General features: G+C 50.6%; 13 protein-coding genes. 4 read left to right on the top strand and 9 right to left on the bottom strand.

All coding sequences use genetic code 11. From position 1 onward, the window contains the following. The first annotated feature begins 83 nt into the window (after positions 1-83). Together ACNQKP_RS08370 and ACNQKP_RS08365 are read left to right on the top strand one after the other, a co-directional pair. A complete protein-coding gene (locus ACNQKP_RS08370; protein ID WP_417864116.1) occupies positions 84-1,985 on the top strand; it encodes a hypothetical protein in 1,902 nt (633 codons plus the stop codon). After that, entirely contained in the window at positions 1,985-2,782 is a 798-nt protein-coding gene (locus tag ACNQKP_RS08365; protein ID WP_417864114.1) for a glycerophosphodiester phosphodiesterase, read from the top strand. Before ACNQKP_RS08370 ends, ACNQKP_RS08365 begins: the two co-directional genes overlap by 1 nt. On the opposite strand, the gene ACNQKP_RS08360 is transcribed toward ACNQKP_RS08365, so the two are convergent. The 3 genes from ACNQKP_RS08360 to ACNQKP_RS08350 all read right to left on the bottom strand — a co-directional run bounded on the left by ACNQKP_RS08360 (position 2,742) and on the right by ACNQKP_RS08350 (position 4,610). After that, positions 2,742-3,764, bottom strand: coding sequence for an alkane 1-monooxygenase (locus ACNQKP_RS08360; protein ID WP_417864113.1), 1,023 nt, complete (start codon positions 3,762-3,764; stop codon positions 2,742-2,744). The two genes, ACNQKP_RS08365 and ACNQKP_RS08360, sit on opposite strands and share 41 nt — an antisense overlap. A gap of 58 nt (positions 3,765-3,822) precedes the next feature. Continuing rightward, the gene (locus ACNQKP_RS08355; RefSeq protein ID WP_011164633.1) at positions 3,823-4,062 is read right to left on the bottom strand and encodes a Sec-independent protein translocase subunit TatA/TatB; all 240 of its coding nucleotides are present in this window, start codon (positions 4,060-4,062) and stop codon (positions 3,823-3,825) included. Positions 4,063-4,136: 74 nt separating this feature from the next. Continuing rightward, on the bottom strand, positions 4,137-4,610 hold the full coding sequence (locus ACNQKP_RS08350; protein ID WP_088565088.1) for a hypothetical protein: 474 nt from the start codon (positions 4,608-4,610) through the stop codon (positions 4,137-4,139). Positions 4,611-4,812: 202 nt separating this feature from the next. Between ACNQKP_RS08350 and ACNQKP_RS08345 the strand changes: the two genes are divergently transcribed. Next, positions 4,813-5,712, top strand: a complete 900-nt coding sequence (locus ACNQKP_RS08345) for a TIGR02285 family protein (protein ID WP_417864112.1) — start codon at positions 4,813-4,815, stop codon at positions 5,710-5,712. A gap of 3 nt (positions 5,713-5,715) precedes the next feature. On the opposite strand, the gene ACNQKP_RS08340 is transcribed toward ACNQKP_RS08345, so the two are convergent. The 6 genes from ACNQKP_RS08340 to sohB are packed head-to-tail and all read right to left on the bottom strand — an operon-like array spanning position 5,716 to position 12,669. Next, complete coding sequence (locus tag ACNQKP_RS08340) at positions 5,716-6,930, bottom strand: ABC transporter permease (protein ID WP_417864110.1); 1,215 nt, start codon at positions 6,928-6,930, stop codon at positions 5,716-5,718. 11 nt (positions 6,931-6,941) lie between these two features. Further along, the gene (locus ACNQKP_RS08335; protein WP_374033217.1) at positions 6,942-7,913 is read right to left on the bottom strand and encodes an ABC transporter permease; all 972 of its coding nucleotides are present in this window, start codon (positions 7,911-7,913) and stop codon (positions 6,942-6,944) included. A gap of 26 nt (positions 7,914-7,939) precedes the next feature. Further along, positions 7,940-9,631 (bottom strand): peptide ABC transporter substrate-binding protein, encoded by a 1,692-nt coding sequence (locus ACNQKP_RS08330; RefSeq protein ID WP_417864108.1) that lies wholly within the window; start codon positions 9,629-9,631, stop codon positions 7,940-7,942. 34 nt (positions 9,632-9,665) lie between these two features. Further along, positions 9,666-10,649 (bottom strand): ABC transporter ATP-binding protein, encoded by a 984-nt coding sequence (locus ACNQKP_RS08325; protein ID WP_417864107.1) that lies wholly within the window; start codon positions 10,647-10,649, stop codon positions 9,666-9,668. 18 nt (positions 10,650-10,667) lie between these two features. Next, positions 10,668-11,636 carry an ABC transporter ATP-binding protein gene (locus tag ACNQKP_RS08320; protein ID WP_417864105.1) on the bottom strand — a complete coding sequence of 323 codons (969 nt, stop codon included), beginning with the start codon at positions 11,634-11,636 and terminating at the stop codon, positions 10,668-10,670. Positions 11,637-11,649: 13 nt separating this feature from the next. Then, a complete protein-coding gene (gene sohB / locus ACNQKP_RS08315) occupies positions 11,650-12,669 on the bottom strand; it encodes a protease SohB (protein WP_417864103.1) in 1,020 nt (339 codons plus the stop codon). A 110-nt stretch (positions 12,670-12,779) separates the two neighbouring features. On the opposite strand from sohB, the gene ACNQKP_RS08310 reads away from it, so the two are divergent. Continuing rightward, positions 12,780-13,416 (top strand): hypothetical protein (locus ACNQKP_RS08310; RefSeq protein WP_417864101.1); only part of this gene is annotated, 637 nt, incomplete at its 3' end.

Here is a 13,416-nt window from a genome sequence, read left to right as displayed (position 1 = left end):
GTCCATGACCTTCTCTGTGAGAATAGGTCATGGACTCGCGCAGACGCCTCTCAGACCGACATCTCATAGCTGAACAACCTGGAATGACCATTCTTCTGACCGGTCTGATTCTGGCGTTTCTTCTTGGTTACACCACGAAATCCCTGCTGTCGCCGTCACGGCTGGCAGCGCGAATTGAAAAAGCCGCAAGTCACATTCATAAAGACGTCAAAGTCAGCTTTGGTTCCGCCTATGTCAGTCTGAGCAACGGCATTCTGCCACGCTTTGCCGTGATCATCACCAATGTGCGCATGGAGTCTGCGCAGACCTGCTGGGCTGCGCCCGTGATGGAGATTGATGAGCTTCGCCTGCCGTTGTCTTTCCTGAATTTGATTCAGGGCAAAGCCCCGGTGCGCGTGGTGGAAGCCAACAGTGTGAATCTGACCCTGCGAGACGACTTCAAAGACTGTGACCCGACGGATCCGGAACAGATCCCGGCCAGCCAGCCACGACCGGCTGTGATGCTTTCGCCTTCCGAACAAAGTCAGAAATACCGCAACGATGTGCGTGGTGTTTCGGTTCGCACTTTGAAAATTACTTCTGCCAAGCATCCGCAGTACTCCACCGAGCTGATGAACTTTGCCGTAAAGGTAAAATCCTTTGAACCAAAAATTATTGAAGTCACCGCAAAAACCCATCTGATGAAAGACAGTCAGGTCGGGGATTATCTGTCTCACGCGAATCTGTATTTGCAGTACAAAGAATCCCCCGAGGCCGCCGTGCAGGCGCATTTCTTCGGGAACTGGCGTGAAGGGCACTATAGTGTGATTGCCAATTACACTCTGGGTGATCAGTTGCTGGCGGTGGAAACCGACCTGAAGCACATTCCACTTAGTCAGATTCTGGCGATCCTGCAGAAATATCAACTGGCGTCGCGGGACCTGAACGGTCGTCAGGTGTGGATGTCTTCCAAGGCGCGTATGGAGGGCCCGGTGGATGAAATTCGCTCTTTGCCGCTGGAGATTCGTGATCTGCGCATGGAAGGTGATCTGGGTGAAATGCATGTTGATAAAATCAATATCGCTTCCATTGAGCCTTTGAAATACGAGCCGATCCACGTCGATGTGAAAAAGCTGGATATCGAAAAACTGCTGGTGCTTTTAAATCGCACCAAACAAACCAGTATTCTGGGGCATCTGGGCAGTTTCACGGGACGCGCAGAAATCGTGTCAGATCAGAAGATGCGCATGAGCGGCGAACATGCCGGTCTTGAATTTGTCTTTTCCAATAAAGGCCAGCGTGAGCTTCAGGTGATTGAAAGCATGGTCGGTGATATCGCCTTGGATCAGGACCAGTGGAGTTTCCAGATCAAACGAGTGGAGCCCCGTGGGGGTGTCTTTGTCGGTGATCTGAGCTTGCGCGCGGACCGTGATTTTAAAGCCGTGGCGGTGAAAACTCATATCGATGAATTGCAGCTGGCGCTGCCAGTGCAAAAGCTGATGACCAACGGTGGTGAAATCGGCCTGATGAGTCTGGACGGGGATCTGCGTTTTGCCGAAGGCAAAGTGCAGTCTTTAAAAGGGCTTTTGCGACTGAATTCCATGGACGTCGAAGGTGTGGCCTTGGGGAAAACCCGTGCTTCCTTTGACTGGAGCAAAGGGGAGGTTCTGCTGAACGCCCAGGTGCAGTCGATGAAAGTGTCGCCAAATTCTCCAACGGCTGAAGTACTGCGTCCGGTGACTTTGAACTCGTGGTGGCGTGAGGGCGTTTTAAATCTGACAGGTTTAACTGGCCAGTTGGGTGCAAAGAGTTCCAAAGAGTTTTCCTGGAAGGGGTTCCAGGCTCAGGCCTCGCGCACCGGGAAGCTGAGCACAGAGGGGTCCTGGAATGAGGATGCCCGCTTAAAAGGCCACGTGCAGGTGAAGGACGGCAAGATCCAGCGTCGCTGGCAGATTCAAGGCACGCGTGAGCTTCCGCAGTTTGTTGAAGATAAGGCGCGGCGCTAATGATTTTTCTGGTGGTGGTGCTGGCAGTTTCGGGGCTCTTGTTTTATCGCCATAAAACCTGGAAGGCGCAAAGCTGGCCTGTCGAAGGTGTGAAGCCCGCATCATGGCAGGCACACCGTGGTTTCTGGAAGGCGGGCGCTCAGGAAAATTCTTATTCGTCGTTTGTGAAAGCCCGAGAGATGGGGTTTCAGATGTTCGAGCTGGATGTGCGTCTGTCCCAGGATGAAGTTCCGGTGGTGTTTCATGACGGGGACTTGAAGCGTATCGCACAAAAAGATCTGCGCGTGACTGAGGTGGCTGCGGCAGATCTGAAATCATGGGCCGGCGCCTGCACCCTGGAAGAAGTGCTGGCATCCAAAGACATTCCTGCCTCAATAAATATTGAAATCAAGAGCAACTCAGTTTTTGATTCTCGACTTGAAAAACGTGTGGCTGAACTGGTGAAAAAGTATCATCGCGAAAAAGACGTGATGTTTTCAAGTTTTAATCCCATTTCCATCTGGCGCTTAAGCCGACTTTTGCCGCAAGTGCCGCGGGCTTTGCTTGCGACCGGTGAAAACGATCCTGAAAATAAAGTTTATCTTAAAAAACTTTGGCTGGCCCCTTATGTGGGGGTGAACGCATTGAATCTGGATTATCGCTTTGTGACGCCGAACGAGGTGCGCGCTTATAAAGAGCGTGGCATTCCGGTGGCGCTCTGGACGGTGAATGATCTGGATCGTGCCAAAGCTTATCTTCAAGCCGGGGCGATCAGCATTATTTCTGATGTTGAGAAATCAGTGGATTCATTTTCTTAAAATACAAAGGCGGCGCAAAAGCCAGCAGTGCCATGGCTGAATAACCATGGGGAAGTTTCAGTGCTCCCGGTTGCTCTTGCAGTTCGGTGAACGGCAGGGTTGCTTTCAGATGATGATGCGAATGGTACCCCAGATTGATCAGAGTGTAGTTTGTGACGGCCTGATAGCTGTCCCACGAATGCGGGGCTTTGGTGCCTTCATAAAAGCCGTCTTCTTTTTTGGTGCGCACCAAACCATAGTGCTCGATATAGTCCGCAGTCTGAAGCAGAAGCACTCCCACAACCCCCTGTCCCAGCCAGAAGACAAGGGCCGCGTTTCCGTAAAGGCCAAATACTGCAAGACACATCAATGCCTGTAAAAGCAGATACCACACAATGCGGTGGCGAACCCGGTGCCACAGGGGCTTGTTGTTCAGACGTTTGTTTTCAAGCTTGAAGGCGTCCCAAAGACCCCCAAAGAAAGAGCGGAAGTGATAGGTGTAAATCCATTCATTTTTGCGGGCGGTGGCGGGATCTTCAGGAGTTGCGACATTCTTGTGATGGCCATACACATGCTCGATGGCGTAGTGAGCGAAATTCGCCAGCAGCAACAGTCCCACACCAAGACCGCGCATGGATTTTTCGCGACGGTGGGCAAGTTCGTGGGCGGTGTTGATGGCAAGAACTCCGGTGAAGGCGCCGAAAGAAAGAATCAGTCCTGTTAGTTCCAAGGCAGTGGCATCCAGAGAATGAATCACTCCAGTAAACAGAAACACAGACATGAAGGGAAGTGCAAAAATCAGCAGGGCCTCAGGCAGGCGGCTTTTGGGGCGAACTTCAGGGATGTGCTTTGTGCGTAAAATATGATCCCAGATGGGGTGGATCACAAAAAGACCGATGACTCCCAGGAAAGTCCACGCGCCACCCAAGGCAGCCCCAAGCAAAGCCAGCAGGGCAAAGAGATAAGCAAGACTGTAGCGGGAATAAAATAAAAAAGCCTTCATGGTTCTAAGTAAAGCTTAGCTCCAGGAAGGCTTTTAAGAGAAACAAAAAAACTAAAACTTAGGAGTTTTGGTTTTCGCCTTGTTTCTGAGTTTGACCCATAGATTGTTTGTTCTGATGGGAAACCTGTTGGTTGTCGTGAATGTCTTTGGCATCAACGTCGATTTCATTCAGGCCTTGTTTGAAACCACGGATGGCTTTACCCATGGACTGACCCAATTGTGGCAGACGGCTTGGACCGAAGAAGATCAAAAAGATAACTGCAAGAAGCAGAATGTGCGTAAGGCTAAACTCACCCATGGGGTTCCTCCCAAATTTCTTAAAGTGTACACTTTTTAGACCTGTCTGGGAGGAAAATCAATGCTTGTCTGGCGTTATTCCACTGGCATATCGATAATTTCGACCTGATCAGCGTCTGCAGCTTCTTTCTCAAGACCGTCGGTTTCTTCTGAACCAACGGCAACGACTTTTGTCCCTTCAGTCACGGTTTGTACCGGGATGGCTTCAGAGCTCTGAGCTTTGCCTGGGAGCTGCTTTGCGATGCCCTTGGTTGGTACAGGAGCCTGGACTTCACGAGCCACCGGAGCGGCTTTGGCGGCCTTTTTAGCGTTGCCATTACCCATCTTCTTAAGCTCTTTGTCGTACTTGGACTTCAGATCAGACAGTTCTTTTTGATAATTTTTTCGGATTTCCTCAACCTGCGTGTTGCGCGCTTCAGTAATGCAGGAAGAGTAGGTCTGGAGAGCCATCTCTTTGGCCTGGGCGCGGCAAGTCAGCTCTGCAGCAGTTTGTGGCATGGCTGAAAGCGAGAACATAATAGTGGCAAAGAAAGAGAATACGGTTTTCATATCAACCCCATTTATCTATAGGCCCCTATAACAAGATCCATGCCGGGCTTGCTCCAATCCAAGGGGGCTTTGAGGGCGGTGAATCTTACCTTTTTACATCCTTGATCAGTCTTTTGTCGGCACCTGCTGAACACGAAGAAGGGTCAAATTACATATGGTACCGTCAGCTCAGGGGAGTAAATTAAAACCAGAGGAGGGCGCCGTGATACCTCTGGCCTCCATTATCCTTTCATTTGTACTGACACAGGGCTGGGCTCAAGGCACCCCGGTCGTTGCTGAGAAAACCACCGTTCCCTGGGCGGTCACTGATTGGGAGCCCTACTACATACGTGAAGGTGCGAATGCCAACATGGGACGGGTGGATCGTTTGCGCCGGGTCTTGGAAGACAACTTGAAAGACTATCAGTTCACCGACATGTATGCGGATATGCCCAAGACCATAGATTTGTGGAAGCTCGGCAGAAACATCTGCTCAGGCTCTGCACTCATAACTCCTGAAAGGGAAAAGTTGGCTTACTTTTCAGCTCTGTCGTTTCAAGTGCCCCATGAATATGTGCTGGTGACAGCGAATGCAAAAATGCTTGAAGAGCTGCCTGCAGAAGTTTCTTTGAAGGACGTCATGAAAAAGAAAAAATGGACCGGCCTTTTTGTGAAGGACCGATCATACGGTTCCGAGATTGATGGCTTGGTGAAAGGCGTATCCCCAAGGGATAAACATCTGATGCTTAAGAAAAACGTGACCGAAGGTTACACTTCGCTGCTGAAGATGCTGGAAAAAAAGCGCTTTGATTACATGATCGAATACGAAGCGGTGGTGCGGGCCTATAATGAAAAAATATTTCCGGCAAAACCCCTGATAACCCGTATTGTGAAAGAATCCCACCCTTCGGCGGTGTTTTATCTGGCTTGCACAAAAAATCCCTGGGGCCGCGATGTTGTTCGCAAAGCAGATCAAGTCTTACAAAAACTGGCATTGACCAGTGAATACCAGCGCGCCGTGGAATCATGGCTGGCGCCGGACTTGCAAAAGAAAAGTCGAAAGATTCTGGATGAATTTTATCAGAAAAGAGCGCAGGGACCGTGGATGACGGTCCCTCAGTAAGAACTAGCGGCGGATCGCTTTGGGATCGATGGCGTCCTGAAGGCCGTCACCCAGATAGTTGAAGCTGACTGTCGTCAGGAAAATCAACAGACCCGGAAGAACCGCCAGGAACGGAGCCTGATAAATCAGCTCTTGAGCATTGTTCAGCATGTTACCCCAGCTTGGTGTCGGAGGCATGATCCCCAGACCCAGGAAGCTTAGTGCCGCTTCAAACAAGATGGATTCACCCACGCCCAGAGTGATCGCTACCAGCATCGGGGCAATCACGTTCGGGAACATGTGGCGGATGATGATTGTGCTGTCTTTCGCGCCCAGGGTTTTTGCCGCCAGTACGAATTCGCGTTCACGAATGGACAGAATACTTCCGCGCACCAGACGAGCCACCGACATCCACGAAAACAGGCACAGGATGATGATCATCTTGAAGATGCTTTCGTTGGACGTGCTGATGATAGCTTTCAGCCAAGGGATCTTGGAAAGATCAATTGCGGCGATAACAATCAGAACCGGGATGTGCGGCAGGGACAGCAAAGCATCTGTCACGCGCATCAGGAAGGTGTCAATCATGCCACCATAGAAACCCGCGACACTGCCGATCAAAAGACCAATCAGTGCAGAAGCAAGAGCCACCAGAACACCCACGCCCATGGAAACACGGGTGCCGTAAACCAGACGGATAAAGACATCACGGCCCAGTTCGTCGGTGCCGAACAGGTGGAAGGTTTCAAAGTTGTTGAACATGGAAACCAGACCCGCTGTTTCCGCGATGTTCAAGCTTTTCAGATCAGACAGGGCTTTGGAGATTTCCTGAGCACCCAGTTCATAGATCGCGTCGGCTTCCGCCACTGCCACAATGCCTTTTTCAACCAGGGCTTTTTGTACAACATCGGCCGCTTCAGGATTGTCGGTGATGAAGCGCTCAATTTCAGTTTCGCGCACGTCCAGGCCGACAGAGGCCTTTGTCATTGGCGCAAGATAGCGGTTTCCGACATTTTGGGCATCCGGATCCAGTCCTGTCACAGATTGGATAGTGCCGGCAAAGATGGCCACCAGCAGGAAGATGCTGATGATCACAGCGCCAGCCACAGCCAGTTTGTGATCCACAAACTGTGTCAGGATCATCTTCCACATCGGCTGGGCTTTTTCAAGCTCGGCACGGTCCTTGGCAGACAGTTGGTTGTTATCGATTTCAATTTCGTTCATGGTCATTTCGCTCATACTTTATGATCCTATTGGTAAGAGATGCGAGGATCCGCAAAGCCGTACATGATGTCCGCTACCAGATTCATCAGCAAAACCATGCTGACGGAAATCACGAAAGAGATCATGGCCACGTTGTAGTCATTACCGATGATGGAGTCGTAAACAAGTTTGCCCACGCCCTGATAAGCAAAAACAGTCTCAGTCAGGATGGCGCCGGAGAACAATCCCGAGAAGCTCAAAGCCAGGATCGTGATCAGCGGGATCAGGGCATTACGGAAGCCGTGCTGCCAGATCACTGTTTTGCGGGAAAGGCCTTTGGCTCTTGCCGTGCGGATGAAATCATTGCGCATGGCTTCGAGCATGGTGGAACGGGTGAATCTAGAGAAACGTCCGATCTGTTGAATGGACAGACTCAAGACGGGAAGAATCAGATAAATGGAACGGTCTTTGATATCAGCCCAAAGTCCCAAATCGGAAGCTCCGATGGTTTGTGTGCCCCCGGCCGGTAAGATGGGGAATTTCACGGCAAAGAGAATGATCAAAACGATCGCCAGCCAGAAAGAGGGGATGGAAATGCCCCCGAACGAGAACAGATTCACTATATAGTCTGTTCGACTTCCCGGCTTCAGCGCCGAGATCACGCCCAGAGGAATGGCAATGGCAATGGAAAGGGTCAAAGAAATTGCAGAAAGCAGGAAGGTGTTCCACAGACGAGGACCCATCAGTTCCTGAACCGGAACACGATAGGTGCGGCTGTAACCAAGATCACCCTGAAGGATGGAGCCCATCCAGCTGGCGTAACGTTTATAGACCGGCTGGTCCAAACCGTACAACGACTTCAGACGGGCCACGTCTTCAGCGGTGATTTTGGGATTGGAGGCCACCATCATGTCCACCGGGTCACCGGGCATTAAGCTCATCAGATAAAAACACACGTAGGACAGGATCACTATCACTGCGAGTGTCTGCAAAATGCGGCGGGTGATGAATGTAGTCATAACAGGGGTCCTCCAAAATCAGGGATCTAGTTCAGGTTCCAGTCTTCGATGTTGTTTGTCTCGTAGAACTGGTGACCAGCCATTTTGTAACCCTTCAGATTTTTCGGAGTTACAGAAATGTCAGAGCGGTAGTAAAGCGGCAAAACCGGAACTTCCGCAGTGTAAAGCTTCAGGATTTCATGAACCAGGTCCGCGCGTTTCTTTGCGTTGAATTCCAGATCCAGAGCTTCCAGGTTTTTATCAACAGTCGCATTTGTCCAACCGTGATAGTTCTGACCGGACCAGCCGTTGCTGTTGTTAGGAATAGCTTTGGAATAGACCGTGGAGCGCGGGCTGTTTTCCGGAGAAGAAACCCAGGCAAACAGAGCCATGCCTTCGAACTTGCGCTTGGACATTGTTTCGCCGAAGAACACACGTGCCGGTTCATTCTTGATCAGAACTTCGATGCCAGCCTGTTTCCATTGGTTTTGCAGGTAAACCTGAACCAGCTCACGGGTTTTATTGCCCGCAGTTGTCTGGAAGACGATGGAAAGTTTTTTGCCGTCTTTATAACGGTAGCCGTCTTTGCCCATTGTCCAGCCAGCAGCATCCAGAAGTTTTCCAGCTTCACGCTTGGAGTAACGGTACACCGTGATCTCTTTTGGATCCGCAGTGAACCAAGGATCTTTCGGGGATACGTTGTGTAAAGCCACTTGTTGTTTGTTCTCGAACAATGCTTTCACCAGATCGTCACGGTTGATGGAATACAACAACGCTTTACGAACATTCACATCTTTCAGGATTGGATTGTCCAAACGAAGATCAATGTGCTCGTAAGTCACTGACGGAACGAAGTGAACCACGTAAGGCAGGTTCTCAGACTTGTTTTTCTTTTCGAAAGCCAGCGCCTGATCCAGGTCCAGACCCAAAGTGGAAATCATGTCGATTGTGCCGGAACGAAGATTGGCTTCCATAGTCCCGGTGTTCGGGATCAGCTTCACGATCACTTTTTTGATGTTCGGCTGTTTGCCATAGAAGTTCGGGTTGGCTGCGAAAGCAACGTGAGAACCCAATTTCACTTCGCTGATCACATAAGGACCGTTGTAAAGGCCCGGATTGGTCGGGTTGCGAACATAGTTGGAGTTCTTCTCGTAGCCTTCTTTTTGCTTGGAGTATTTGTCAAACACAGGTTTTTCCAGGTGAGTTGGCACCGGGAAGAACTGAGCCAGAGTGAAGAAGTCCCATTTGGCTTTTTCGTATTTGAATGTGCACTTCTTTGGGTTTTTAGGATCGATGTCGATCTTTTCCACCTGAGTCCACTGTTCTTTTTCACCCACGCTCACAGTCGGGCTGGTCGCGATGGTGTGGGAAGTGATGAAGTCCTGGCAGATAACCGGTTTGCCGTCGCCCCATTTTGCGCTTTCGATGATTTCCCAGTTGGCTACAATCTTCTTTTTGCCGCCTTCTTCGATAATCTTCGCGGTGCCTTTGTCCAAAGATGGGATTTCTTTGGCAAGCTGAGTGACCCATTTGCCTTCAGGAGTCAGAACCACCAAAGAACGGCCCACCATGCGGTACATGTAAGCAGAAGCAGACATGGACATGATCAGCGGATTCATGGTTTCGAATTCCTGAGAGATACCGATTTTAAGTTCGGTGTTGGACGGAGCTGCCACAGCCTGGACAGTCATGCCCAAACCTGCAACCACGCAGAGACCTTTCGCAAACTTTTTCAACATCACTTTCTCCTTGTTGATTAACTTTGTTTTAAAACTAAACCGGCATCTTCGGCGCGGCTTCAAGCCAGCACGCTTTCTGATGGTTGCCCTGGCCTTCCAGAACCGGAGTCTTTTGTGTACAGATGTCCATTTTGTACGGACATCTTGTATGGAAAGAACAGCCGGAAGGCGGGTTGATCGGGCTTGGCACTTCGCCACCCAGGGACTTTTTCATTTTCTTTTTGCCATGACCCACGCGCGGGATCGCGCCGATCAGAGCCTGCGTGTACGGGTGCTGAGGATTTTTGAAAAGTTCATCCCGCGGGGCGATTTCGACAATCTTACCCAGGTACATCACGGCGATACGGTCACAAGTGTGCTCGATCACGGAAAGATCGTGGGAGATAAACACATAAGTCAGTTTCAGCTTTTCCTGCAGGTCTTTCAGTAGATTCAGAATCTGCGCCTGAATGGAAACGTCCAAAGCACTGACCGGTTCATCACAGATGATCAGTTCGGGATTTAAAGCAATGGCACGAGCAATGGAAATACGCTGGCGCTGGCCGCCGGAAAATTCGTGTGGATAGCGATTCACGTGACCTTTGCGCAGACCCACCACTTCAATCAGTTCCAGAACGCGCTGAGTGCGCTCTTCAGCAGTGCCGACATTATGGATGTCCATAGGCTGGCGGATGATCTGACCCACGGTCATGCGTGGATCCAAAGACGCATATGGATCCTGGAAGATCATCTGCATGTTTTTGCGTTTTTTGCGCAAAGCTTCGCCTTTAAGTTTCAGAAAGTCCTGGCCATCAAAGTTGATGTCACCGGCGGTGGGTTCGTAAAGACGGATCAGAGTACGGCCTAAAGTGGATTTTCCGCATCCGGATTCGCCCACCAGACCCAGGGTTTCACCTTTGCGTACAAACAGGGAAACGTCGTCCACGGCCTTAACGCTGGCAACTTCACGCAACAACAGACCCTTTTTGATAGGGAAGTGCTTTTTGATATTTTTGGCTTCAAGAATGATTTCGTTCATCTTTATTATTCCCGAACCTTAAAGAGGGTTGAAGCAGGCCACTTTATGACCCGGTCTGATTTCTACCAAAGGCGGCTTGGTGCCGGCGCATTCGCTTTTCACACGAGAACAGCGGTTTACAAACGGACAGCCCTTCGGCAATTCGTATGGAGCCGGAACGGAGCCTTCAATCGTCGCCAAGCGACTGACGCGTTCACCAAATTTCGGGCGTGAAGAGATCAGGGCTGCTGTATAAGGATGGCTTGGATTCAGGAACAGCTCGGAAGTATCGGCTTGTTCGCAAGTCTGGCCACCGTACATCACCATCACGCGGTCCGAAATTTCAGAAATAACACCCAGGTCGTGGGTGATGAACTGAACCGTCATGTTCAGTTTTTCCTGCAGACCTTGTATCAATTCCAGGATCTGGGCTTGAATCGTCACGTCCAGCGCCGTGGTGGGTTCGTCGGCAATCAGGAATGTTGGGTCGCAGGAAAGAGCCATGGCGATCATGGCTCTTTGTCTCATACCGCCGGACAACTGGTGAGGGTAAGCCTCGTAGCGTTCTTCCGGGGAAGGGATGCCCACCAGGCGAAGCATTTCAATGGCACGTTCGCGGGACTCTTTCGGTCCGCACTTTTTGTGCTTCATGATTTGTTCATCCATTTGGAAGCCAATGGTCAAAACGGGGTTCAGGGCCGTCATGGGCTCCTGAAAGATCATTGCCATTTCGCCACCGCGAACTTCGGCCATGTCGGGTTCAGAAAGTTTCAAAATATCACGGCCGTTTAGCAGGACCTGCCCGCCGGTGACCTTGCCGGGGCTTTCAATCAGACGCATCAAGGAGTAAGAGGTGACAGACTTGCCGCAACCGGATTCGCCCACGATCCCCAGGGTTTGACCTTTATAGATGTCATAGCTGACATTGTTAACGGCACGGACCGGACCCATCTTTGTGTGAAAGGTGGTTTCCAGATTCTTAACTTCAAGTATTGGTTGAATAGCCACTATTTAAGTCCTCTTAAAGAAAGCGTCTTGTTTCAAGTTCTTCCACAGCAGAAAGGGCGCCTTTTTTCAAGGCTTTGCCCAGAACGCCGGTCAGCTTGTCGCTGAAGCTTTCGTGGTGTTCAAATTTTACTTTAACTACCTGATGCTTTTCAGAAAGGGTCAGAAGGTAGTCATCGCTGGTGCAGATTTCATCAACCAGCAGTTTTGTCAGGGCCTGTTCGCCGTACCAGTATTCGCCGGTGGCTACTTCAGCCAGATTCATCTGCGGGCGGAAGCGGCTGACAAAGCTCTTGAACAATACATGCGTGTCTTCTAGCTGTTGTTTGAACTTTTCTTCGCCCTTGTCAGTGATTTCACCCAAAAGGCTCACAGTTCGCTTGAACTCTCCAGCGGTGTATTCTTTGTAGTCCACATCGTGCTTTTTTAAAAGACGGTGCAGGTTTGGAAGTTGGGCTACAACGCCGATAGAGCCAACAATGGCAAACGGGGCGCACAGGATTTTGTTCGCAGTCACAGACATCAGATAACCACCGCTGGCAGCCACTTTATCCACACAGACAGTCAGTGGAATGCCTTTTTCGCGGATGCGCAAAAGCTGGCTTGCCGCCAGGCCGTAACCATGAACCACACCGCCGGGGCTTTCCACGCGTACGACAACTTCGTCAGACGGGGTGGCCAGGGTCAAAACCGCAGTGACTTCTTCGCGCAGGTTTTCAACGGCAGAGGCTTTCACATCGCCTTCAAAGTCGATAACGAAAATCTTTTTGTCGCCGTCGCTGGATTTGGATTCAAGGGCTTTGCGTTCTTCCTTCAACTTTTTCTTGAGCTCTTTGCGTTCGGACTTGGTGACCGTGTGAGCTGTCAGAAGATGGCGGAAGTTCTTGTAGCGCTTGTGCAGAAGTTCGATTTGGATTTCGGATTTATGACTTGCCTTGGCAGCCAGCAGGGCGATGACCAAAATCACCGCAATAACGGCAAAAAGGATCAAGAAGGTCTGTGCTGCGAAAACTCCGATGCTCTGCAATGCGTCCATAGTACTCCTTAGGGGCAAGTTGGTACGTTATTGAGAAAACAGACAAAGGTCGAGCATCTTTTTTGTTTGCTCAAAAAAAAGCGGGAGCCCTGATAGACTCGGAAGTACGAATGAAACCTTCAGGGCGTCTGACCTCACTTCTTCTGCTTAGTTTTGTTGCTTCCTCCGCTTGGGGGGATGGCCCGGAAGAGGCTCGTCTAAAGGGTTTTGCTCAGCATCATAAAGCGCAGGATCGCTTTGAACAGGCTCGTCAGCAGGGTGAGCGTGCCTACCTCGAAGAAGAAGAGCAGTGGGAACGTCAGAAAGACCGCCAGCTTGAAGAGTACAAGAAAAACAAAAAATCGATTGTTATGACTGAAGACGGCCCTGAAGCTCAGGCTGATGCGGCTGCTAAGAAACGCTGGGACGAATCCTATGAAAAGGAGCGTCGAGTGTATGCGGCCGAAAGTGCGCGCCGCGAATCCTTGGATCGTGGGGCAAAGAATCTGCCGTCCGAATCTCAGGAGTTGGGTTTGCTTGAAGATCGTCCACGCTACGACTATCGCAAGCGCGCCATGTTTGGTGCTAAACCTAAATTTGGAACCAGTGCCAGCAGTTCGGGTTCATCCGGTGGTTCCAGTTTCGGTGGGGGCTCCAGCAGTCCCTCGTTCCCACCACCTCCAACATTTGATGATTTTGGCGGCGACGGCGGCTATGTGCCAGCGCCAAATATGCCAGAAGATTACGGTGATATTCCACCACCACCGC

The sequence above is a fragment of the Bdellovibrio bacteriovorus genome, assembly GCF_048286975.1.
Lineage (GTDB): Bacteria > Bdellovibrionota > Bdellovibrionia > Bdellovibrionales > Bdellovibrionaceae > Bdellovibrio > Bdellovibrio bacteriovorus_H.
The sequence above is the reverse complement of the archived record's forward strand: the minus strand, read 5'-3'. Positions and strand labels throughout refer to the sequence as shown.

Excerpts from the sequence above, each read along its gene's own strand:
- ACNQKP_RS08365 (WP_417864114.1), top strand. The coding sequence starts at position 1,985 with ATGATTTTTCTGGTGGTGGTGCTGGCAGTTTCGGGGCTCTTGTTTTAT.
- ACNQKP_RS08360 (WP_417864113.1), bottom strand. The coding sequence starts at position 3,764 with ATGAAGGCTTTTTTATTTTATTCCCGCTACAGTCTTGCTTATCTCTTT.
- sohB (WP_417864103.1), bottom strand. The coding sequence starts at position 12,669 with ATGGACGCATTGCAGAGCATCGGAGTTTTCGCAGCACAGACCTTCTTG.
- ACNQKP_RS08325 (WP_417864107.1), bottom strand. The coding sequence starts at position 10,649 with ATGAACGAAATCATTCTTGAAGCCAAAAATATCAAAAAGCACTTCCCT.
- ACNQKP_RS08350 (WP_088565088.1), bottom strand. The coding sequence starts at position 4,610 with ATGAAAACCGTATTCTCTTTCTTTGCCACTATTATGTTCTCGCTTTCA.
- ACNQKP_RS08340 (WP_417864110.1), bottom strand. The coding sequence starts at position 6,930 with ATGAGCGAAATGACCATGAACGAAATTGAAATCGATAACAACCAACTG.
- ACNQKP_RS08335 (WP_374033217.1), bottom strand. The coding sequence starts at position 7,913 with ATGACTACATTCATCACCCGCCGCATTTTGCAGACACTCGCAGTGATA.
- ACNQKP_RS08330 (WP_417864108.1), bottom strand. The coding sequence starts at position 9,631 with ATGTTGAAAAAGTTTGCGAAAGGTCTCTGCGTGGTTGCAGGTTTGGGC.
- ACNQKP_RS08355 (WP_011164633.1), bottom strand. The coding sequence starts at position 4,062 with ATGGGTGAGTTTAGCCTTACGCACATTCTGCTTCTTGCAGTTATCTTT.
- ACNQKP_RS08370 (WP_417864116.1), top strand. The coding sequence starts at position 84 with ATGACCATTCTTCTGACCGGTCTGATTCTGGCGTTTCTTCTTGGTTAC.